The following is a 20,431-nucleotide window of genomic DNA, read 5'->3' on the forward strand; positions in this document are numbered from 1 at the left end:
GGGCCCTCTGTGTAGTCAATCATCCATTTCGTTCCTCTCGCTTAAGAAAAAACGATGAAATCAGGAGGTGACGTCCTTATCCTTCAATTCGGGATAAGGTGAAATGGACGATATTGACAGTTTGATTTTAATCGGTGTGCTCATTGCGTTAACGGCATTTTTCGTGGCGAGTGAATTTGCGATCGTCAGAGTGAGAAGATCCAGAATCGATCAGCTCATTTCAGAAGGGAACAGACGGGCGGTGCTCGCAAAGCGTATCATTACGGATCTTGATGAGTATTTATCCGCCTCGCAGCTTGGCATTACACTCACATCCATCGGGCTCGGCGTACTGGGAGAGCCTGCATTTGAACGGATGCTTCATCCTGTGTTTCAGGGCATGGGGCTGCCGGATTCTGCTGAGCATGTGATTGCTTTTGCTGCGGCGTACGGGCTGATTACGTTTCTGCATGTCGTCGTCGGTGAGCTTGCGCCTAAAACGGTTGCGATTCAAAAAGCGGAAAAGCTGACGTTATGGATTGCCGGACCGCTTCGGTTATTTTACGTGTTCATGTTCCCGTTTATTTGGGTGCTGAACGGCTCCGCGAGAATTCTGACCGGTTTGGCCGGATTAAAGCCGGCATCTGAGCATGAAGGCTCCCACTCTGAAGAAGAGCTGCGGATCCTGCTGTCAGAAAGTTTAAAAAACGGAGAAATCAATCCGTCTGAATATACATTTGTGAATAAAATTTTTGATTTTGATAATCGGATCGCCAAGGAAATCATGATCCCGAGAAAAGAAATCGCGGCTGTTTCCACTGATATGGACGTGCCGGAAATGCTTGATATGATGCTGAAAGACAAATATACGCGCTGGCCCGTAACGGACGGGGACAAAGACAGTGTCATCGGCATGATCAATACGAAGCATCTCTTTTCAGATCTGCTGTTTATGACAGAAGATGAAAAAGCGGAAGTATCCATCACGTCATACGTCCGCCCGGTGATTGAAGTCATCGAGACGATCCCGATACACGACCTGCTGATAAAAATGCAGAGAGAACGGATTCATTTGGCGATATTGTCTGATGAATACGGCGGAACGTCCGGTCTTGTGACGACCGAAGACATCCTTGAAGAAATCGTCGGCGATATCAGAGACGAATTTGATGAGGACGAACAGCCGCAGATTCAAAAGCTGTCCGAACGCCATTATGTGCTGGACGGAAAGGTTCGGATTGATCAGGTGAATCATCTTCTCGGCGCAGGGATTGAAGAGGAAGTCGACACGATCGGCGGTCTTGTGCTGAAACGGAATATTGACATCTGTGCGGGTGAGTCGATACAAATAGGGGGATACACTGCCCTCATATTAGAAATGGACGGCCGGTTTATTAAACAGCTTGAACTCAAAGAAGAACAGGGCCGCCCGGGCGGTCAGGGTACAATAAACCGCCAGCTGCCCGTGCCTGAAACGGTCATGCTTCATAACGCAACCTTGAGCGAAAAATAAGCTCAAGGTTTTTTTAAATGGATATCATAACAAAGCCGCACCAGAACGCCAAAAGGCTTCCGGCTGCTGAAACAGCGATGTAGAGCAGGCTTTCCTTTATGCGGTTGTTCATCATCAGCTGCACGGCTTCAATACTGAACGTGGAAAAGGTCGTAAACGCACCGAAAAAGCCCGTCGCGATGATGATGCCGGCAGAAGGATTATCCAGGCCCAGGCCGGTGAACATGCCGAGGCCGAAGGAGCCGAGCAGGTTGACCGCAGCCATTCCAAGCGGCATCGGAAAACCTTTTGTTCTTTCTGAAATTGTTTTACCCAGCAGAGACCGTAATACCGCTCCGATACCCGCTGCGATAAGCATCAGGACAATCGTCATGGCGTATCATGCTCCCTTCCCGCTGCGTGAAGGGCAATCCGCCGTCCCCAGAAAATGCCGGCACATGCAAGGGTAATGCCAGAGACTAATGTCGCGGCAAAATAACAAAAAGCCGCTGCGGGAGACGATTGCAGCAGAAAAATGGTTTCTTTTGCGAAGGTTGACATCGTCGTGAAACCTCCGCAAAAACCGGTTCCTAAAAAGGCGGTCAAAAGAGGGCGTTTAGCCCGAATGATGAAATAACCCGTAATAAGACCGAGTGAAAGGCTTCCCGCCGCATTTTCGAGGAAAGTGGCCGCCGGGAAAGAACTGCTGTGAATGTGCGCGCTCATTTCAAAGCGGAGCAATGCGCCAAGCGCGCCTCCGATAAAAATTGCGATGTATTGTTTCATATCAGCCATCCTTAGAAATAAAATCCGGAAAATCAGTTACAATGCCGTCAACTGCCATCATTTGCAGTTTTTCGGCCGTCTTTTGATTTCTGACCGTCCAGGCAAATACTTTCAGGCCGTGTCTGTGAGCGGTGGAAATCAAGAACCGATTCAGGCGGGTATATTTAATATTGACATAATTTACGGCTGATTTGTAGGCGTTCAGCTGGCTTTTGGAAAACATCCCGAAGCTGGGTCTTGCAATTATTGCAGTCGGAACGGGCGGATACATGTCGTGAAAGGTCTGAATTGACTTGAGGCTGAATGATTGAACGATAGGGTGGATGGAAAAGGAAAACCTGCTTAACAGCTGGCCGACTGCTTTTTCAAGACCGACTTGAGAAACGTGCCCTTTCAGTTCAATTAAAAAACCGATTTCAGAATGATAACGCTTCAAGACCTCTTCGAGCAGGGGAATCCGCTCCCCTTTAAACTCAGCCCCATACCAGCTGCCGGCATCCAGAGACTGCAGCTTCTTCAGCGTAAAATCTTTTACAAAACCGGAGCCGTCCGTCGTCCGGTCGACTTTGTCATCATGGATGACGACAATCTGGCCGTCTTTTGTGAGCTGGACGTCAAGCTCAATGAAATCAGCGTTCATTTCGGCAGCGATATCAAATGCCGCAAATGTATTTTCGGGCGCGTAACCGGATGCGCCGCGATGAGCGATGGTATACAAGCTTGTCAGCTCCCCTCATGGGCATTTCTGTTATTATATCAGATTCGTATATGCACAGCGATTCAAACTGGTGAATGTGCGAAACAGTATTTTTTTGGAATAAAGATAGTGCTTTTTTCGGTTTACAATCCGCAGTGATGATTTATAATGGCAAAAAGGAGGCGAGATCATGGGAAAAGGGAGATTGAAAGTGGAAGAAAGAATTAAGGCCGAAACCGATGCTGAAATCCAAAAAGCGACTCTCCTGAAACAGACACAATCAAAGAAGAAATAGTGCCTGACCCTGTTGTATCTGGCTGAAAGATGAACGAATGTGTGAAAACCCCGGCTGTGTTCTGATGCCGGGGTTTTTCAGGCTGCCTAAAGACATTAAAAGAAGCTGATGTCCGAATGTTTTAGTATAATAGATTTTCGACAAGACAAAGGAGCATATGCCATGATGACACAATTTCAGAGCTTTTTTACTCTTGACCATATTTTGCAGATCAGTATCAGCATCGGAATTTTAGCGGCTTTTCTCGTTTTGAGAAAACTGTTTGTCAAATACTTTTTTCAGCTCATTTACAAATTGGCGAACAAGCCGAAAACCGACATATTCAAACAGATTGCCGTAGCGTTTGACAAGCCGGCCAGATGGTTTTTCGTGGCGCTGGGTCTATTTTTGGCGATTGAGTATTCGCCGTTTTTAGACGGGCAGATGGACATTGTCAAAAAATTGTACCGCTCTCTGATCGTTGCGCTGATCGCCTGGGGGCTTTGCAATCTGACATCGGCGTCTTCGTTTTTATTTCATAAAGTCAATCAGCGCTTTGAGCTTGATATGGATGACATTTTGGCGCCGTTTTTATCCAAGGTGCTGCGCTTTGTCATTCTCGCGCTCAGCGTCAGTGTGATCGCGCAGGAATTCAATTATGATGTAAACGGGTTCGTGGCCGGACTCGGACTTGGCGGATTGGCCTTCGCGCTTGCGGCTAAAGATACGATCAGTAATTTTTTCGGCGGCATTATCATCATTACGGAAAAGCCGTTTACGATCGGCGACTGGGTCGAGACGTCATCTGTAACGGGGGGCGTTGAAGATATCACATTCCGAAGCACAAGGTTCCGCACGGCGCAGGGGGCGCTTGTTACCGTGCCCAATTCAACGCTGTCCATGGAAGCCATCACAAACTGGACGAGGATGACGAAGCGCCAGGTCACGTTTTCCGTTCGTGTTTCTTATGCGACGCCGATTGATCGTTTAGAGCGGTGCATCACAAGGCTCAGAGAAATGCTTCGTGAACATGAAGGCGTGCATGATGATACGATTATGGTTAACTTTGACGTGTTTGCGGACAGCTATTATAATCTGTTTTTCAACTTTTACACAAAGACCATCGTCTGGGCGGAAAGCTTGGACGTGCGGCAGGATATCAACCGCCGGATTATTGATATTTTTGCTGAGGAAGGCGTGGAATTCGCCTATCCGGGCCAGAATGTATTCGTAAAACAGAAAAGCCACGATGATCCGGTTCATGTGAAGGATCATTCCGGAGAAAAAGAACGGGCATAACAGGCGCCGTTCTTTTTTCATGATATGATAAAAAGAAAAGGCGGTGGAAGAGTGGAAGCGTTTATGACATTGATCAATCAGGCGGAACGTATCGTGGTGCTGACGGGAGCGGGAATGAGCACGGAATCCGGCATTCCTGATTTTCGTTCGGCGGGCGGTATATGGACCGAAGACACATCCAGAATGGAAGCGATGAGCAGGGAATACTTTGAACGCCGTCCGCGTGAATTCTGGCCTAAATTCAAACAGCTCTTTCAGATGAAAATGAGCGGAAGCTATGAGCCGAATGCCGGCCATACGTATTTGGCGGATCTTGAAAAGCGGGGAAAGCAGGTAGACATTTTCACGCAGAATATTGACGGGCTGCATAAGAAAGCGGGAAGCAGCAGTGTCTATGAGCTTCACGGTTCAATTCAGACCGCCGCATGCCCCCGCTGCGGAGCGCGCTACGGGCTTTCTCATCTGCTGAAGGACGAAGTGCCGGAATGTACGGCCGAAATCGGTGATCATGCGGTATGCGGCACCGTATTAAAAACGGATGTCGTGCTGTTCGGCGATCTCGTTCAGCATTTTGAAACCCTTTATGAAAAGCTTGATAAAGCTGATCTTCTTCTTGTGATCGGCACTTCGCTTGAAGTGGCGCCGGCAAGGTTTGTCCCTGAGGATGCGGGCCGGATTCCCGGTTTGAAGCAGGTGATCATTAACCTTGAGCCGACATATTGCGACCATTTATTTGATCTTGTCATCCATGAGAAGATCGGTGAATTTGCAAAACGGATCAGCGCCGCGACATAAAAAAAGCCGGATCATATACAGATCCGGCTTTTCTTATTCATGGACGGGAATCATTTGATCCGTCAAAACATCAAAGGAGTAGCCCTGGGCTTTCAGTTTTTGGATCAGGCTCGGCAAAGCGTACACCGTCGCAGGCAGATCGTGCATTAAAATGACATGCGGCCTGCTCGTATGAACGCTTTCCAAATATGCGAGCTGATTCAATACTTCCGGCACGTACCGTGTGTTTTTGTACTTCCAGTCTTCACTGTCTATCGTCCAGTCCCAGTACACGAATCCGCCTTTTTCGAGATTCTTAATCTGGGCATCCGTCAATGACGGTTTACTGCCGTAAGGCGTGCGGATAAGATCCGTTTTTACTCCGGTGATTGCCTCGAGTGTATCGCGTCCCTGCTGCATTTCGTTCAGCGGTGATGTCGGTGTTTGATAAAACAGGTGATTATCGTGCGTCACGCCGTGCAGGCCGAGCGCGATTCCTTCCTGCTTCGCTCTTTGCACGGAATGCTTATAGGCTTTCATCCGCGGTTCAAGCATAAAAAAAGTGGCCTTTGCGCCATTTGCCTTCAATACATTCAACAGCTGTTCAGTATATGGAGACGGCCCGTCGTCGAAGGTTAAATATACCGTTTTTTTCCCTGGGTCACGCTCTCTCTGCAAATGTTTCATTAAGATGTCGGGAGAATCATTTTTCAGCCGCAGGCTTTCTGCTTCATCCCGAAGCTGCCCGTTTGCGGTCACGGTGACCTGTTTGTTTTTTGCGGCGGAAGCGGAATATCCCATTATGACGATTACCAGAAGCAGTCCGCACAAAACTGCTAAACTCGTAAGTTTAAAAGCCAATGAAAACAGAGAAGGGGAAGCACCTTCTTTTGTGTTGCGCATAACAATCTCTCCAGTAGCATAAGTTTCTGCATAATGCCGATAACAGCGGAGGCTTGCGAAGTGCCATAAGTTAACAGCATATGTATGTCGAATCAAGTATACAGGAACAAAACTGGAAAAGACATAGAAAAGATGTCGAATAATAAGATTTTAAGAAAAAAATAAACTCCGCAGCCGGCTCGTTCAGTATGATAGAATAGTTGACAATAACAGCTGAGAATGCACATCACGGCAGATAACGATGAGGAGGGTTTACATGAAGACATTAGTAAACGGCCAGTTGGTTGATCGTGAAGAAGCGGCAGTTGATATTGAGGACCGCGGATATCAATTCGGTGACGGTGTGTATGAGGTCATCAGAGTGTATAACGGCGCCTTATTCGGTCTGCGTGAGCATATTGCCCGTCTTTTCAGAAGCGCCGCAGAAATCGGCATCACCCTGCCGTTCTCCGCAGAGGACATAGAATGGGATCTGCAAAAGCTCGTACAGGAAAACAAACTCATTGACGGCGGGGTCTATATACAGACGACGAGAGGGAAGGCGCCGCGGAAGCACCAGTATGACGAAGGATTGGAACCGCAGACGACGGCATACACCTTTTCAGTAAAAAAACCGGAAAATGAACAAAAAGCCGGAGCGCAGGCCATAACGGCGGAAGACAAACGCTGGCTGAGGTGTGACATTAAGAGTCTGAATTTACTGTATAATGTGATGATTAAACAAAAAGCCTATGAAGCAGGCGCTTATGAAGCGGTGCTGATAAGGGACGGAGCGGTCACGGAAGGAACCTCTTCCAATGTATACGCCGTCATAAACGGCACTGTCCGGACGCATCCTGCAAATGAGCTGATTTTAAACGGCATTACGCGGATGAAACTGTTAGAGCTGATGAAAGAAAACGATATTGAGGTGCGGGAGAAGGCTCTTACCGAAGACGAACTCAGGGATGCGGATGAAATTTTCATCTCGTCAACGACGGCTGAATTAATCCCGATCGTAACCCTTGACGGGAAACCGGTCGGAAGCGGAGTGCCGGGACCTGTAGCCAAAACGATTCAGGAGGCTTTTCAGTCGCACATTCAGCAGGAGCTCGGGGTTCAGTCATAAGCTGAAAAAAGGCCGGAACACATCCGGCCTTTTTACTTCAGTCAGATAAAAAGAGATTCGATATGCTGAACGAGCACACGGGAGATCTTCTCTTTTGAAAGACGCTCAGGTTCAAGCATGGCATGCAGCGCCAATCCGTCGGCGATGGCGTACATTTTCTCCGCTTCGATCTCTTTATCAAGATTCGGTTTCAGAAGCTTATTTTCATCCAGCCAGTCAATCAGACCGCGGATATATGCCAAGATCCCGTCCTGCTGGGGTTGAAACTCTTCTCCCTTATGTCTGGCATAAGCTGTGAAAGCGAACCATACCTCCATTTCAGCCATCGTTTCTTCATCTGTCGGGATGATTTCAAGCATCAGACGCACCGCTTTTTCTTTCGGCGGCAGATCTTTCATGGCAACTTCGTTAATTCTGGCGGCCGCTTTTTCTTTTACGAGTGTCATCGCATACCCTAAAAGCTCATCCTGGGTGGTGAAATAGTGCCTCAGCGCGCCTAAAGAAAGACCCGCTTCCTGGGCGATGTTTCTCACTGTCGCTCCTTCCATTCCCCGCTCCAAAATCGTCCGCCAAGTGGCTTCGGCTATTTGTTTTCTTCTTTTTTCATGATCGATTATTTTAGGCATGGTTCCAGTGTAACAGGAAATATTTTTTCTTGCAATTTTGTAATACAGTTGTATTAAATAAAAAGCAGTGATACAATGCATTTTAGAAAACGATAAGGGGGAACCGGATTGAACGCGATTGCTTGGTTGATTGTCATTTGTGAGGCTGCTTTTTGGGCGGCTGTCATCTTCGGATTGGCGGCGCGCTATATATTCAGGCGGCAAAAGCTCGGAATGTTTTTTTTCGCTCTCATTCCTTTATTGGATGCCGTACTGTTTCTGGCGGCTGCAGCTGATTTATACAGAGGGGCGGCGGCGACTATGGCGCATGCGGTGGCGGCCATTTATATCGGAGTGTCTGTCGCCTTCGGGAAAAGCATGATTCAATGGGCGGATGAGCGGTTCCGCTATTATGTGGTCAAGGAAGGGGCAAAACCGGTCAAGCGGTACGGGCTGGATTATGCCAAACATTATGCAAAAGGATGGGGAAGACATGTATTAGCATTTGTCATCGGCGGCGTTCTTTTAGCCGGAACGGTATTTCTCATTCAGGACGCTTCCCGCACCGAAGCGCTCAGCAAGCTGTTAAAGGGCTGGTCTGTCGTATTGTGCATCGATTTTTTGATCATGGCGAGTTTTTTTGTGATGCCGAAAAAAAGAAGAAACAGCCGGGAGCTGTAAAAAAAGCAGCTTTTGATTAAGCTGCTTTACAGAAAGAATTATTTTACGATCAGCACGGGAATATCGGATTTCGATGACAGTTTTTCACTGACGCTTCCGAATAAAAGTTTTTTCAGCCTGTTCTGGTCCCGGCTCCCCATGACGATCAAATCCGCCGATATACGGTCGGCATGCTCGATAATGGCATCAGCGGGATCACCTTCTAAAATGTCGATATCCCCGTCAATCTGGCTGTCGTTCATCAGCATTCTCGCTTCCGCAACGATTTCTTCCGTACGGTCTTCATAAATCATCGGATCAGGGGAGATTCTTTCCGTCTGGAGCGGGTCAGGAACGCTTGCAATCCCGCCGCCGATATACGTTGCTCCGGCTCCCGGCCTCGGGGGATCAACAATCGTCCGGGTATCTTTTGCATTGTGGGAATGTACGACCGTTAAATCCGCGTGAAATGTTTTTGAAAGGTCTATGGCTTTTTGGAGCGCTTTTTTACTATCATCACTTCCGTCAAAAGCTGCTATCAACCGGTCCGCGTGAAACATCGGCCTCATCCTTTCAGTAAAAAAGGTTTGTTTTACAATACCCGAATGGCAGAAATGTAAAACCTGCATTGACAAAAAAAGGATTTGTTTATATGATGAAGGAACAATATAGGGAAAAAGGAGGTATGGATCATGTCAAAACTAAAGCTTGTCAACTCATCTTCAGCTGAATACCGGCGTGACTCCCATACAGCTTCCGTTTTCTGAACATTTGCTTAAAAACGGGGCAGTCGCGCATAAACGGCGGGTCTGTACCTTATTTATAATAATAAGAGGCATGGAGCTGAGGCTTCATGTCTTTTTTTATACAAAAAAATGAAAGAAAGACAGGTGTGATGCATGTGGCGGTATTAGCGAAAACAATGAAAAACAATCCGGAAAAGCTTGAGGGCGGCTGATTGATGAAAGGGGATGACAGTATTTGTTTACTGTATTAAAAAAGCTCGCATGGTTTTTTAAAGCCTATTGGCTGCGCTATACGACAGCGATTGTTCTGTTATTGATTGTGAATGTCATTGAAATGTTTCCGCCTAAACTTCTCGGTAACGCGATAGACGATATGAAGGCGGGCGTGTTTACAAAAAGCGGGATGCTGTTTTACATATGTGTATTTCTCGCATTAACGGCAGCCGTCTATTTACTGTCTTATTTTTGGATGTATCAGCTTTTCGGCGGGGCGAATGTCATGGAGAAGATTCTCCGTTCAAAGCTGATGGGAAGGCTTCTTCAAATGTCACCGCCGTTTTACGAGAAATACAGAACGGGCGATTTAATGGCGCGGGGGACAAATGACTTGCAGGCCGTCAGTATGACGACGGGCTTCGGGGTCTTAACGCTCGTTGATTCAACGATGTATATGCTGACGATATTTTTGACAATGGGGCTTCTCATCAGCTGGAAGCTGACATTTGCCGCGATTATTCCGCTGCCGATAATGGCGGCTGCGGTCAGCCTGTACGGAAAAAAGATCCATGAGCGGTTTACGGAAGCGCAGGATGCTTTCGGATCATTAAATGACAAGGTGCTGGAGTCGGTATCCGGCGTTCGGGTCATCCGGGCTTTCGTACAGGAAAAAAATGATGTCAGCCGGTTCGGTGATATGACCGCGGATGTATATGAGAAAAACATGAAGGTGGCGTTTATCGATTCACTTTTTGAACCGACTGTGAAACTTCTCGTCGGCCTCAGCTATCTCATCGGTCTCGGCTACGGCGCTTATCTCGTTTTTCAAAACCGGCTGACGCTGGGAGAGCTGGTATCGTTTAACGTGTATCTCGGAATGATGATCTGGCCGATGTTTGCGATCGGAGAATTAATCAATATTATGCAGCGCGGAAATGCCTCCTTGGATCGTGTCAATGAGACGCTTTCCTATGAGCCAGACGTGACAGGACCCAAGCACCCCGCCGGCATCAAGGAGCCCGGGCGTCTTGTTTTTGAACAAGTGACTTTCACGTATCCGAGCGGAGCGGGACCGGCGGTTTCTGATGTATCTTTTTCCGTAGAAAAAGGGCAGACACTCGGCATCGTCGGGAAGACGGGAAGCGGAAAGACGACGATCATTAAGCAGCTGTTGCGTGAATATCCGCCCGGCGCGGGAGCAATCACGTTTACAGGCGTTCCGATTCAGGAGATTCCGCTTGAGGAGCTCCGCGGGTGGATCGGCTATGTGCCGCAGGATCATATTTTATTTTCAAAGACTGTAAAAGAGAATCTGCTTTACGGCCGGCAGGATGCAAACGAAGAGGAAATCGGCAGTGCGCTGAAAGATGCGCATTTTGAAAACGATATCGGCATGCTTTCCGACGGGCTTGAGACGCTTGTCGGCGAGAAGGGCGTAGCGCTCTCTGGCGGACAAAAGCAGCGCATCTCAATTGCGAGAGCGCTTTTGACCGATCCTGACATTCTCATATTAGATGATTCGCTTTCTGCCGTAGACGCGAAAACGGAAGCCGCCATCATTGACAGCATCCGTAAAAAACGGCGGCATAAAACAACGATTATCACCACCCACCGGCTCTCGGCAGTTGAACACGCAGATCTCATTCTCGTCATGGATGAAGGCCGGGTGTCTGAAAGAGGCACGCACCGGGAGCTGTTGGCGCAGAACGGCTGGTATCGAAAACAATATGAGAGGCAGCAGCTGTCCTCTCTTGAAGAAGGGGGGACGGGCGCATGAAGACCGGGAGAAGATTATGGAATTACGCGCTTCAATATAAGAAGCTGCTGATATGGGCGGTCGTCCTGCTCATTATTGCGGTCGGCACTGAGCTGACCGGCCCGTTTATCGGAAAAAAAATGATTGACGACCACATTCTCGGCATTGAAAAAACATGGGTTAAAGCCTCTGCGGACGATCCGGGCGCCGTCAGGTTCCGGGGGCATGATTATGTCAGGGAGGACCGGCTCAAACCGGGGGCGGACAAAACCGGAGAGGCGCACATTTATCAAGTCGGTGCGGGCTACTATTTTGTTGACCGTCCCGTCAGTTTTGACGGAAACCGTTCGGTGTCTGACGGCCGGCTGACAATATCAAACGGTAAAGAAAGCAGGTCATATCCCGCCATTACGTTATCAAGACAGGAGATTTTTCAATTTTACCGTCCCGAAATAAAAGGATTGCTGACGTTGACCGCCATTTACGCGGGACTGCTCATGTTTTCCGTATGTTTTCATTACGGCCAGCATTATCTGCTGCAGATGGGAGCGAACCGGATCATACAGCGCATGAGGCAGGATGTATTTTCACACATTCAGAAAATGCCGATCCGCTACTTTGATAATCTGCCTGCCGGAAAAGTCGTGGCCCGCATTACGAATGACACAGAAGCGGTCAGGGATTTATATGTAACGGTGCTGTCGACATTTATCACAAGCGGCGTTTATATGCTCGGCATTTTTACGGCGCTGTTTATGCTTGACGTCAGGCTGGCCGCCGTTTGCCTGCTGATTATTCCGATTTTAATGATCTGGTCGGTTGTGTACCGCAAATACGCATCCGTCTTCAACCAAAAAATCCGTTCCATTAACAGTAACATCAATGCGAAAATGAACGAATCCATTCAAGGAATGCCGATTATTCAGGCGTTCCGCCGCGAAAAGGAAACGATGAAGGAATTTGAAGAATTGAATGAAGCTCATTTTCGCTATAAGAACAAAATGCTGTCCTTAAATTCCCTCATGTCCCACAGTCTTGTCAATGTGTTGCGCAATCTGGCGTTTGTCGGGCTGATCTGGTATTTCGGAGGCGCGAGTCTGAGTGCGGCCGGAATTGTTTCAATCGGTGTTTTATACGCGTTTGTTGATTATTTAAACCGTTTGTTCCAGCCGGTTACGGGGATTGTCAACCAATTTTCAAAGCTTGAATTGGCCCGTGTCTCTGCCGCCAGAGTATTCGAGCTTTTACAGGAGGAGGAAACGGAAGAAGAAGGCGCTCCCGCAGACAGAAAGGCGGAAGGGACAGTGGAATTCCGCGATGTATCTTTTGGGTATCGAAAGGGAGAAGAGGTGCTGAAACACATCAGCTTTACAGCTGAAAAAGGAGAGACGGTCGCCCTCGTCGGCCATACGGGGTCCGGCAAAAGCTCCATTTTGAATCTTCTGTTCCGTTTTTATGATGCCCAAAAAGGAGATATACTGCTGGACGATAAAAGCATATACGGCATGTCGAGGCAGGAGCTGAGGTCGCATATGGGCATTGTGCTGCAAGACCCGTATCTTTTCTCGGGCACGATCGGCTCCAATGTGACACTCGATGATCAGCGTATTTCTTTGGAGCAGGCGGAAGAAGCGCTTCGCCAAGTCGGCGCCGCAAGTCTTCTGCAATCCCTGCCGAAGGGCATCAGAGAGCCCGTTACCGAAAAAGGCGGCACACTGTCCTCAGGCCAGCGTCAGCTGATTTCTTTTGCAAGAGCGCTTGTGTTCGATCCGGCCATTTTAATTTTGGATGAGGCGACGGCGCACATTGACACCGAAACAGAAGCAGTCATTCAAAAAGCGCTGCAAGTCGTTCAAGAAGGGCGCACGACATTTATTATCGCCCATCGGCTTTCCACGATCAGACACGCAGACCAGATTCTCGTGCTGGAAAAGGGCCGCATTATTGAAAAGGGAAGCCATGACGAATTAATGGCGCAAAAGGGGCAGTACCACCAAATGTATGAATTGCAGAAAGGAACGGCGAAGTCCGCGGTGTAATCGGAAAGGGTGAATCTAAAGATTCGCCCTTTTTTTCATTCAGTAAGCCAGTCCCACCCGTTTTCTGACAAACTGCGGGCTGATCAGCTCACGGTACAGAAAGTGCGCCGTGTCTCCGACGGTGATTTCAGCGCCGTCTTCAGGAAGGCGATCCTGTTCGAACCGGTAAACTCCGGCAGCATCTCCGTCAGGAAGGTAGGTGGGACAGATGATCGTCCAGTCAAGATCCTCTGCCAGCAGCATTTCGTATACGCGGGCGTGTTCCTTTGCGGCTCTTGTTGATTTTCGTTTTGATTCTGCCGATTCAAATCGGTATTGATCAGGCATAAGCCGTGATTGAAGGATACCCGCCGTGCCGATCGTAATCAGACGCTGAACATGATGCCGTTTCATGCTGTCTATTATATGGGTCATAGCGGTTGAAAGGGTATCGTCACCGTCCGTGCCGAGACAGCTCACGACTGTATCCGCTTTGGAAATCAATCGGCTTACATCTTCCCGCCGCCTCGCATTCCCTGTTATGATTTGTTTTTTAGGAATGGGAAGGACTGTTCCGGCTGATCTGACAAGAGCGAATATCTCCATGTGTCCATGTTTCTGCGCTTCTTTTATAAAAGCCTGTCCGACTCTTCCCGTTGCTCCGAGTAAAGCGATGTTCATGTAAAAAACCTCCTCGCCGCTCATTATATCATTCAAAGCAGCGGGGAAAAGAATACCTGTGAATAAACGGGAAATGGTGGGCAACATATTCATTGACCAAAGAAACACTTACGAACTGAAACAGCTCCCAATTGACTGAGGCAATGAATGACATGTTTTCCCTCCTTTTTTCCTAGGGTATGTGGAATAGGAAAAAAGGGTGACGGCATAAAAGAAGACGCGGTATCCCGCGCCTTCTGTAAGCCATTTATTGAGTTATTGTACGCCTTGGCCGCCCATGTTCTGCTGTGCGAAAGATACTAAACGTTTAGTGATTTCTCCTCCGACAGAACCGTTTGCACGAGAAGTTGTTTCTCCGCCAAGGTTTACGCCGAACTCAGAAGCAATTTCGTATTTCATTTGGTCGATTGCTTGAGCAGCGCCGGGTACTACTAGTTGGTTTGAAGAGTTGTTGTTTGCCATTTGTATGATCTCCTTTATAAAGTAGTATGGTTGGGTTTGCTGGAATTGCACCAGCCGATGATTTTCGGAACGAAAACCATTGCCAGCTCGGCTTCACCCAATGCTGTTTGCCGCTTTGTACTACGTATTATGGTGAATCAAACGGCATCTCATTCGGAAAACGGTGTGGTAAATAGCGGAAGGAAAAAGAAAAGCCCAGCCTGGTGCGGCTGAGCTTTTAGCTTTCAGTCATATATGTGATAAAGCATTAATTCATGCAGCTCTTTTACGAGAGCCGGCTCTTCTTTTCCCGGATGTGTGTGTCCCCATTCAATGTCTCCGGACTTATGGTAAATCCCTTCGTAATGCGTACCCTGCCAGTAAAATGAAATCCGCCATCCGGGCAGTTTCTCTTTTTTGAATAACGGTTTCCAGCTGAAGTGCGAAATCATGACGTTCACGCTCCTTATGGGAAATGTTGATCTTGTTCATTGTAGCTCATCGTTCAATGCCTGTCCCGGGTAAACCTAAAAAAAGACAGCCTCACCGCCAAAGTTTTTCCGGGGCGGTGATGGACCGTTCTGATAAATACGACGCGTATTCAAAATTTCTCCGTTTTGTCAGGTAATCGACCGATTTCAGCTTCGGATGGGAAAAAATGCTGCGCCCGGGGCGGGAATTGGCTTCAAACATCCAAACTTTCCCTGAATGATCGACGCCGAGGTCAAAACCGATTTCGCCGATAAAACCTTCAATGTGCTCATTTAACACGCGGCTGACCGCCAAGGCGGCTTTTGAAAGTTTCCGCATCATGCCGACTCTCTCGCGCGGATCGCCGTATAATTCAGCTAACGTCCTGACTTCTCCGCCGGTTGCCAGATGCGTCGTGATGCTGTTTTCACCGGAAATTTTTGCCGCAATGGCCGTCACTGTCCATTTCCCCTCGGCGTTTTTATTCGTGTGCACCCTGAAATCGACGGGGCGCCCATCCAGCCGGATCAGGTCAATGCCTTGCTGAATTAAAAATGCGGACGGGTCATTGTTTTCTTTAAATGATGTCATGAAGGATGCCGCATCTGAATACTCTGCCGTCACCACCGTTTTTTCCTCATTCGTGTGTTTGACAGATAAGCCGGCATCTGTTTTTTCCACCTTGTAAATCCCCGTTCCGAGTGCGCCGTCTGCAGGTTTGATATAGACGGTGTCAAACGTGCTGCATAACGTTTCTAACGCTTCTGCATTCGGGTGCAGGACAGATTTTGGCAGAAGTGAAGCGGTGAGACTGTTTTTTTCCAGAAGCTTATGAATGTCCCATTTATTAAAGAATTGCGGATTAAACCATGGAATCTGATAGTCATTCATCAGCCTTTGTTTTGTCTGCTGTAAAAGCGGAACTTCTTCCGTTTTTCGGCTCGGGAGCCTGTCATATACGACATTCGGAAGCGGGACGGCCGTCCGTTTCCAGCTGTTTTCTTTATAAATCAGCGCTTGGACGGTGCCTTCTTCCCAGTTGATCTGATGGGCCCCGAAAACGAAACAATATCCGTTCGCCTGTTCATGAAGAGAGAGCATCTTGGAAAAGAAGGCTGTACGGTCTCTTAACGGGCGGGACGGCGATGATGTGAACCCGGCTGTGAAAACGCCGATCAGCGGTCCGATGTGCACCGTCTGGCCGTGTATGAGAAAGTCAGCCCGGCTTTTATGCGGTATCAACAGCTCCTCAAACAAATCTTCAGAAAGGAGCGCGCTTTTTTCAAGTGATTGAGAAAAGGCTACACGGCATTTGACAACCTTGGTCCCGAAGGCAGCGGATAAAAGCCCTTCCCGTTTCATGGAGGAGGGGAGAAACAGCGTATTTTTGCTTTTTTTATCGATGCCGACAATCATCCCTTTATGATTCACGCGGTAATACTCCTTTCCGGCTTTCCTGTGACTGAAGTTCGCGGAAGCGTCTCAGCGGACTCGTATACAAATCCTCTTTCGCCTCCGGAGCCACGCTTAAAATAGCTTTCCGTCCCGGCTTTGAGTTGACATCCAAAAGCCAGATGCGTCCGTCTTTGGCATAACAAATATCGAGCCCCAGCTCAAACAGCGGCCCGAACCGTTCATCAAGGAAATAAGGGACGGATTGGGTGATCGAAAAGACATCATCCAATAAAACGGCCTGCTGCTTTCTCGGAATTTCCTCAAACCATGTGTCAAACTTAATCGGTTCGGATCCTCCGGGCAAATGAGATAAAAGACCGTTCTGATAACCCCTTCTGACCGCTTTTCCGACCGTTTCCCAAACGCCTGACTCCGTTTTGCGCATGAAAATGCGGATGTCGCACGGATGCCGCTCTTTATCCTGGATATTTAAGTAGGATTGAAGCAAATAGCGGTGCTGCAGCACTTTTTTGCACCAAGACTTAAAAGACACGTGATTGGAAAATGATTTTGTTTGTTTGTTTTTTCCGATATAGTAAGTGGCCGTAATTGATTTTTTGCCTGTTTCAAGCAGGATGATGCCTCTGCCTCCCGCTCCGAAAGCGGGCTTAAGTATACATGCTTTTTCCTTGGCTAAGTATGATTGCACCTGTTCATAGCGGCTGACTTCGGCCGTTTCAGGAATATAGGGACTGATCAGATGATGCTTTTGGAGCGCATCCGTGACCGTCCATTTATCAGGAAGCCCCCGGCCGATAAATTCCGTTTTCCGATATTTTTTCAGCCATTCGACGATCGGTTTGGCTTTTTGCGCTTCAGCGGATTTTCCGTAAAAACAGCGGTCGTAAATATATTCGGGAATATCGATTTCCGTTTCGTTCCACTTTCCGCTTTGCGGGTGATAGACGAGCGCTTTCACGCGCAAAGAATCCGGAAATATATCAAACGGTGTAAAGCGGGCTAAGCGCACATTATATTGAGGCGCTCTTTCAGCCAATTCCCCGGCGTAATCTTCTTCGTGCCGGCGGGATACAGACATAAAACCGAGTGTTGTCATATTATTACTCCCCCTTTATTCAAAAAGCCGCTGATGGAACGGCCCTTCCATCCAATAAATATGCTAAGCGCATCATAAAAGATGATCTACTGTAAAGAGTACGAAACAGCATCTTGCCTTATTCCTCACAAACAACAATTCAGGTTCTTCATTTGCCCGCATGCACGCCAGCCTCTATAATACGAATAGATATATCATCAAGAAAATAGAACATAAGATGGAGGCAGAAGAAAAGGAATGGGCATAGCAGGAACGTTTCTATTTATGATTGTGATCGGAGCCGCGATCGGCGCGGTGACGAATCATCTTGCCATTCAGATGTTATTTCGTCCGTACCGGCCGTATTACCTGTTCGGAAAACGGGTTCCGTTTACGCCGGGGCTGATCCCGAAAAGGCGGGATGAATTGGCAAAACAAATGGGGCTCATGGTGACGAACCACCTTTTAACCCCGGAAGGAATAAAAAAGCGGCTTTTATCAGATACCGTTAAAAACCAGGCGCTTCTTTTCGCCGAACAATTCACACAAAAAATGGCCGCTTCCGAGATGACGGTGCACGAAGCTTTGGCTGCCGCAGGCATCCTGAATCCGCAGGAAAAGACGGATGCCTGGATTGACCGTTTTACCGATGAAAAGCTTTCGGAACTGTACCGGAAATATGAGCACCGCGCCATAAAAGACTGGCTTCCTGATGAGCTTCAGGAAAAGCTGGATGAAAAAGTCCCGTTGGCCGCAGATTATATTCTGAAGCGGAGCACTGATTATTTTGAGAGCGAAGAAGGGAAAGACAGGCTCGGAAATATGATTGACGACTTTTTGAATTCCCGGGGGATGCTCGGCAGCATGGTGCAGATGTTCCTCGGCAATTCAAGCTTGGCAGACCGTGTGCTGCCTGAGCTGTTAAAGTTTTTGCGCAATGAGGAAACGAAAAAGCTTCTGGCTGATCTGCTTTCTCAAGAATGGGGCAAGCTCAAATCTTATACACTTTATGAGGCCGATGAAAAGTGGAATGCGAAAGATCTGCTGTTCAGCATGAAAAAGCGGGCTTTGGCCGCACTTCAAACCGCGCCCTTTTTCGAATGCCGGCTCGGTGACATCATCTCCCGTTATGAAGGGGAGATTACGGGAACGTACGCGCCGAAGCTGCTTGATGCGGCACTCGGCAGTATTGCCGCTCATTTGGAGGATGTGCTGAAACGGCTGCGTCTTGAGGAAGTGGTCAAAGAGCAGGTTGATCAGTTTCCCGTTGAACGGCTGGAGGAAATGGTGCTGTCGATTTCCAAGAGAGAATTTAAGATGATAACGTATTTAGGCGGTCTGCTCGGCGGGATAATCGGAGCAATTCAGGCTTTGTTTGTCATTCTTTTCTAAGGAAAACATACGCCGATGATGAAAGTCGCTCCGCAGTCTGTTATAGTGGAGTGGTATGTCCGAAAGGAAGAAAGGAGCGGTTACTATGGCAGTTCATTTTTATGATGCAGCATATGATCTTGAAAAAGCTTTGCGAAACAGTGATGAATACAGCCGTCTGAGAGGGCTTTATGATCAAGTAAACGCAGATGAATCCGCAAAACGCATGTTTGATAACTTCCGCAATGTACAGCTGCAGCTGCAGCAGAAACAGATGTCAGGTGAAGAAATCACTCAGGAAGAGGTAGAGCAGGCACAAAAAACGGTGGCTCTCGTACAGCAGCATGAATTGATTTCTCAGCTGATGGAAGCGGAACAGCGCATGAGCATGCTGATCGGCGAGTTAAACAAAATCATTATGAAACCTCTTGAAGAGCTTTACGGCAGCCAGCAATAAGCTCCACACCCCTCCATCTATGAAATGGAGGGGTTTTTTTATTCAACAGAAAAATCAAGCGAACCTTTTACCGTTCCGTTAATGATGACAGACAGAGTGTGAATTCCCCGATAATGCTTGCGGGTGGTTAAATCTTTAAGGGAATGATGTTTGCTGAAGGCTTTTACGTCTCCGTTATCCATGGCGGACTCCGACATCTTAAACACCTTGCGGCTGCGGTGCCCCCTTTTCTTTACAAAATCAATCGCGTATTCAACCCTGACTTTTTGCCGGGCGGATGAGCGGATCTGAAAAGAAAAATGTATGCTTGTTCCGATGGCGGCCGTTTCCGAATTCAGTGTAAAACGTTCCAATGAAATCCGGGAGGCGTCTTCAAACCCGAAAACCGCAAGCGCCTGTTTGTCTCCTCTTTTTAACAGTGTCCTGCAGGCGTGCTTCAAAATCCAGTCCGTGTGCGGACAGCTTCCGAACCGCTCGGCTGCGATCTGTGCCAGAAGATCCGGATGTGTTTTGGAGATGTCATTCAGGTTATTCGCCACGCTTTTTCTGACATATAACGAGTCATCCTGCATCAAGCGGTCCAGAACAGGGAGAATCGGGGAAGGATCGTCAAGAAGAGCCGGAATGGAGATTCCCCATGGCAGGCGCGGTCTTGACCCTTCGCTGGCAAGCCTTCTGACATGTTCGTCCGGATGCTCCGTCCAGGAAAGGAACTCTTTGAACATCCGCTCCCGGTCAAGCCTGATATACGGGCGGACCGCAAATTCGGAAGTGGAAAAACGAGTGAAATACTGAAGCGCCTTCATTGATTCGTCCCAGTGATCCGTTCCGTACTGTTGGACATAATCGGGAAAAATAATCCCGGCGAGCCCTGAGAAGTGGGGAGCTGTCTCATATAAGACGTCAAGCGCCCGTATGTAATCCTTCGGCAGTGTTTCATATAAAGAGTCTGTGATCCGGCGCATCCGCTGTTTTAACGTCAGTCCGGGCCAATCTTCCTGAAACATCAGCGCCCGGCACTTGTCCCGCTCAAAAGCCGGATACGCCGATTTGATTCTGTTCAGAAGTGCTTCTGCAAATTCTTCGTTATAAATATCTTTTAATAGAGACATGACAGTCACCGCTTTTTTTCTTTTATTATATGAGAATGTATGTTCTCTTTCAACTTTATCATACATTCAGCATAGATATTTCCTCTAATTTTTT

General features: G+C 48.0%; 23 protein-coding genes. 10 read left to right on the forward strand and 13 right to left on the reverse strand.

Annotated features, from left to right (window positions below; genetic code table 11):
* Positions 1-103 precede the first annotated feature (103 nt).
* Entirely contained in the window at positions 104-1,492 is a 1,389-nt protein-coding gene (locus tag ACKTRM_RS04965) for a hemolysin family protein (protein WP_007610337.1), read from the forward strand.
* A gap of 13 nt (positions 1,493-1,505) precedes the next feature.
* On the opposite strand, the gene crcB is transcribed toward ACKTRM_RS04965, so the two are convergent.
* The 3 genes from crcB to ACKTRM_RS04980 are packed head-to-tail and all read right to left on the reverse strand — an operon-like array spanning position 1,506 to position 2,975.
* Entirely contained in the window at positions 1,506-1,865 is a 360-nt protein-coding gene (gene crcB / locus ACKTRM_RS04970) for a fluoride efflux transporter CrcB (protein WP_012117180.1), read from the reverse strand.
* Positions 1,862-2,257 (reverse strand): fluoride efflux transporter FluC, encoded by a 396-nt coding sequence (locus ACKTRM_RS04975; RefSeq protein ID WP_012117181.1) that lies wholly within the window; start codon positions 2,255-2,257, stop codon positions 1,862-1,864. Before ACKTRM_RS04975 ends, crcB begins: the two co-directional genes overlap by 4 nt.
* A gap of 1 nt (position 2,258) precedes the next feature.
* Positions 2,259-2,975, reverse strand: coding sequence for a glycerophosphodiester phosphodiesterase (locus ACKTRM_RS04980; protein WP_012117182.1), 717 nt, complete (start codon positions 2,973-2,975; stop codon positions 2,259-2,261).
* A 169-nt stretch (positions 2,976-3,144) separates the two neighbouring features.
* Between ACKTRM_RS04980 and ACKTRM_RS04985 the strand changes: the two genes are divergently transcribed.
* The 3 genes from ACKTRM_RS04985 to ACKTRM_RS04995 all read left to right on the forward strand — a co-directional run bounded on the left by ACKTRM_RS04985 (position 3,145) and on the right by ACKTRM_RS04995 (position 5,322).
* The gene (locus ACKTRM_RS04985) at positions 3,145-3,249 is read left to right on the forward strand and encodes a YhdX family protein (protein WP_003155299.1); all 105 of its coding nucleotides are present in this window, start codon (positions 3,145-3,147) and stop codon (positions 3,247-3,249) included.
* Between the two features lie 162 nt (positions 3,250-3,411).
* The gene (locus ACKTRM_RS04990) at positions 3,412-4,527 is read left to right on the forward strand and encodes a mechanosensitive ion channel family protein (protein ID WP_007409256.1); all 1,116 of its coding nucleotides are present in this window, start codon (positions 3,412-3,414) and stop codon (positions 4,525-4,527) included.
* 63 nt (positions 4,528-4,590) lie between these two features.
* Positions 4,591-5,322: an NAD-dependent protein deacylase gene (locus ACKTRM_RS04995; protein WP_301294548.1), complete on the forward strand. Its 732-nt coding sequence runs from the start codon at positions 4,591-4,593 to the stop codon at positions 5,320-5,322.
* Between the two features lie 33 nt (positions 5,323-5,355).
* Here ACKTRM_RS04995 and ACKTRM_RS05000 read toward each other — a convergent pair whose 3' ends face one another.
* A complete protein-coding gene (locus ACKTRM_RS05000; protein WP_012117184.1) occupies positions 5,356-6,204 on the reverse strand; it encodes a polysaccharide deacetylase family protein in 849 nt (282 codons plus the stop codon).
* 256 nt (positions 6,205-6,460) lie between these two features.
* Between ACKTRM_RS05000 and dat the strand changes: the two genes are divergently transcribed.
* Positions 6,461-7,312, forward strand: coding sequence for a D-amino-acid transaminase (gene dat, locus ACKTRM_RS05005; RefSeq protein ID WP_012117185.1), 852 nt, complete (start codon positions 6,461-6,463; stop codon positions 7,310-7,312).
* 41 nt (positions 7,313-7,353) lie between these two features.
* Here the strand turns inward: dat and ACKTRM_RS05010 are convergent, their stop codons facing one another.
* Entirely contained in the window at positions 7,354-7,938 is a 585-nt protein-coding gene (locus tag ACKTRM_RS05010) for a TetR/AcrR family transcriptional regulator (protein ID WP_012117186.1), read from the reverse strand.
* Between the two features lie 108 nt (positions 7,939-8,046).
* Between ACKTRM_RS05010 and ACKTRM_RS05015 the strand changes: the two genes are divergently transcribed.
* A complete protein-coding gene (locus ACKTRM_RS05015; RefSeq protein WP_007409251.1) occupies positions 8,047-8,598 on the forward strand; it encodes a hypothetical protein in 552 nt (183 codons plus the stop codon).
* A 38-nt stretch (positions 8,599-8,636) separates the two neighbouring features.
* On the opposite strand, the gene ACKTRM_RS05020 is transcribed toward ACKTRM_RS05015, so the two are convergent.
* Positions 8,637-9,137 (reverse strand): universal stress protein, encoded by a 501-nt coding sequence (locus tag ACKTRM_RS05020; protein ID WP_023356808.1) that lies wholly within the window; start codon positions 9,135-9,137, stop codon positions 8,637-8,639.
* A gap of 421 nt (positions 9,138-9,558) precedes the next feature.
* Here ACKTRM_RS05020 and ACKTRM_RS05025 point away from each other — a divergent pair, with 421 nt between their 5' ends.
* Together ACKTRM_RS05025 and ACKTRM_RS05030 are read left to right on the forward strand one after the other, a co-directional pair.
* Positions 9,559-11,316, forward strand: a complete 1,758-nt coding sequence (locus ACKTRM_RS05025; RefSeq protein ID WP_007409248.1) for an ABC transporter ATP-binding protein — start codon at positions 9,559-9,561, stop codon at positions 11,314-11,316.
* Positions 11,313-13,334, forward strand: a complete 2,022-nt coding sequence (locus ACKTRM_RS05030; RefSeq protein ID WP_012117188.1) for an ABC transporter ATP-binding protein — start codon at positions 11,313-11,315, stop codon at positions 13,332-13,334. Before ACKTRM_RS05025 ends, ACKTRM_RS05030 begins: the two co-directional genes overlap by 4 nt.
* Before the next feature lie 39 nt (positions 13,335-13,373).
* Here ACKTRM_RS05030 and ACKTRM_RS05035 read toward each other — a convergent pair whose 3' ends face one another.
* From ACKTRM_RS05035 to ACKTRM_RS05060, 6 genes are all read right to left on the reverse strand, one after another.
* On the reverse strand, positions 13,374-13,994 hold the full coding sequence (locus ACKTRM_RS05035; RefSeq protein WP_012117189.1) for an NAD(P)-dependent oxidoreductase: 621 nt from the start codon (positions 13,992-13,994) through the stop codon (positions 13,374-13,376).
* Between the two features lie 28 nt (positions 13,995-14,022).
* Positions 14,023-14,148, reverse strand: a complete 126-nt coding sequence (locus tag ACKTRM_RS05040) for a hypothetical protein (protein WP_007610363.1) — start codon at positions 14,146-14,148, stop codon at positions 14,023-14,025.
* Positions 14,149-14,249: 101 nt separating this feature from the next.
* Positions 14,250-14,456: an alpha/beta-type small acid-soluble spore protein gene (locus ACKTRM_RS05045; RefSeq protein WP_007610368.1), complete on the reverse strand. Its 207-nt coding sequence runs from the start codon at positions 14,454-14,456 to the stop codon at positions 14,250-14,252.
* 224 nt (positions 14,457-14,680) lie between these two features.
* Positions 14,681-14,896 carry a YheE family protein gene (locus ACKTRM_RS05050; RefSeq protein ID WP_012117190.1) on the reverse strand — a complete coding sequence of 72 codons (216 nt, stop codon included), beginning with the start codon at positions 14,894-14,896 and terminating at the stop codon, positions 14,681-14,683.
* 82 nt (positions 14,897-14,978) lie between these two features.
* Positions 14,979-16,337, reverse strand: a complete 1,359-nt coding sequence (locus ACKTRM_RS05055) for a YheC/YheD family endospore coat-associated protein (protein WP_012117191.1) — start codon at positions 16,335-16,337, stop codon at positions 14,979-14,981.
* Positions 16,327-17,418, reverse strand: coding sequence for a YheC/YheD family endospore coat-associated protein (locus ACKTRM_RS05060; protein ID WP_012117192.1), 1,092 nt, complete (start codon positions 17,416-17,418; stop codon positions 16,327-16,329). Before ACKTRM_RS05060 ends, ACKTRM_RS05055 begins: the two co-directional genes overlap by 11 nt.
* A gap of 237 nt (positions 17,419-17,655) precedes the next feature.
* Here ACKTRM_RS05060 and ACKTRM_RS05065 point away from each other — a divergent pair, with 237 nt between their 5' ends.
* Together ACKTRM_RS05065 and ACKTRM_RS05070 are read left to right on the forward strand one after the other, a co-directional pair.
* Entirely contained in the window at positions 17,656-18,789 is a 1,134-nt protein-coding gene (locus tag ACKTRM_RS05065; protein ID WP_012117193.1) for a DUF445 domain-containing protein, read from the forward strand.
* Between the two features lie 85 nt (positions 18,790-18,874).
* On the forward strand, positions 18,875-19,225 hold the full coding sequence (locus tag ACKTRM_RS05070) for a YlbF family regulator (protein WP_012117194.1): 351 nt from the start codon (positions 18,875-18,877) through the stop codon (positions 19,223-19,225).
* A gap of 38 nt (positions 19,226-19,263) precedes the next feature.
* On the opposite strand, the gene ACKTRM_RS05075 is transcribed toward ACKTRM_RS05070, so the two are convergent.
* Positions 19,264-20,403, reverse strand: a complete 1,140-nt coding sequence (locus ACKTRM_RS05075) for a DNA alkylation repair protein (protein WP_023356811.1) — start codon at positions 20,401-20,403, stop codon at positions 19,264-19,266.
* Positions 20,404-20,431: the final 28 nt, after the last annotated feature.

The sequence above is a fragment of the Bacillus sp. D7-8 genome, assembly GCF_052055895.1.
In the GTDB taxonomy this organism is placed as follows: Bacteria; Bacillota; Bacilli; order Bacillales; family Bacillaceae; genus Bacillus; species Bacillus velezensis.

What these genes read in the sequence shown, in the direction of transcription:
- ACKTRM_RS05035 (WP_012117189.1), bottom strand. Translation starts at nt 13,994, where the DNA reads ATGAACATCGCTTTACTCGGAGCAACGGGAAGAGTCGGACAGGCTTTT.
- ACKTRM_RS04985 (WP_003155299.1), top strand. Translation starts at nt 3,145, where the DNA reads ATGGGAAAAGGGAGATTGAAAGTGGAAGAAAGAATTAAGGCCGAAACC.
- ACKTRM_RS04995 (WP_301294548.1), top strand. Translation starts at nt 4,591, where the DNA reads ATGACATTGATCAATCAGGCGGAACGTATCGTGGTGCTGACGGGAGCG.
- ACKTRM_RS05065 (WP_012117193.1), top strand. Translation starts at nt 17,656, where the DNA reads ATGGGCATAGCAGGAACGTTTCTATTTATGATTGTGATCGGAGCCGCG.
- ACKTRM_RS05000 (WP_012117184.1), bottom strand. Translation starts at nt 6,204, where the DNA reads ATGCGCAACACAAAAGAAGGTGCTTCCCCTTCTCTGTTTTCATTGGCT.
- dat (WP_012117185.1), top strand. Translation starts at nt 6,461, where the DNA reads ATGAAGACATTAGTAAACGGCCAGTTGGTTGATCGTGAAGAAGCGGCA.
- ACKTRM_RS04990 (WP_007409256.1), top strand. Translation starts at nt 3,412, where the DNA reads ATGATGACACAATTTCAGAGCTTTTTTACTCTTGACCATATTTTGCAG.
- ACKTRM_RS04965 (WP_007610337.1), top strand. Translation starts at nt 104, where the DNA reads ATGGACGATATTGACAGTTTGATTTTAATCGGTGTGCTCATTGCGTTA.
- ACKTRM_RS05075 (WP_023356811.1), bottom strand. Translation starts at nt 20,403, where the DNA reads ATGTATGATAAAGTTGAAAGAGAACATACATTCTCATATAATAAAAGA.
- ACKTRM_RS05060 (WP_012117192.1), bottom strand. Translation starts at nt 17,418, where the DNA reads ATGACAACACTCGGTTTTATGTCTGTATCCCGCCGGCACGAAGAAGAT.
- ACKTRM_RS05070 (WP_012117194.1), top strand. Translation starts at nt 18,875, where the DNA reads ATGGCAGTTCATTTTTATGATGCAGCATATGATCTTGAAAAAGCTTTG.
- crcB (WP_012117180.1), bottom strand. Translation starts at nt 1,865, where the DNA reads ATGACGATTGTCCTGATGCTTATCGCAGCGGGTATCGGAGCGGTATTA.
- ACKTRM_RS05020 (WP_023356808.1), bottom strand. Translation starts at nt 9,137, where the DNA reads ATGTTTCACGCGGACCGGTTGATAGCAGCTTTTGACGGAAGTGATGAT.
- ACKTRM_RS05030 (WP_012117188.1), top strand. Translation starts at nt 11,313, where the DNA reads ATGAAGACCGGGAGAAGATTATGGAATTACGCGCTTCAATATAAGAAG.
- ACKTRM_RS04975 (WP_012117181.1), bottom strand. Translation starts at nt 2,257, where the DNA reads ATGAAACAATACATCGCAATTTTTATCGGAGGCGCGCTTGGCGCATTG.
- ACKTRM_RS05045 (WP_007610368.1), bottom strand. Translation starts at nt 14,456, where the DNA reads ATGGCAAACAACAACTCTTCAAACCAACTAGTAGTACCCGGCGCTGCT.
- ACKTRM_RS05010 (WP_012117186.1), bottom strand. Translation starts at nt 7,938, where the DNA reads ATGCCTAAAATAATCGATCATGAAAAAAGAAGAAAACAAATAGCCGAA.
- ACKTRM_RS05040 (WP_007610363.1), bottom strand. Translation starts at nt 14,148, where the DNA reads ATGTCATTCATTGCCTCAGTCAATTGGGAGCTGTTTCAGTTCGTAAGT.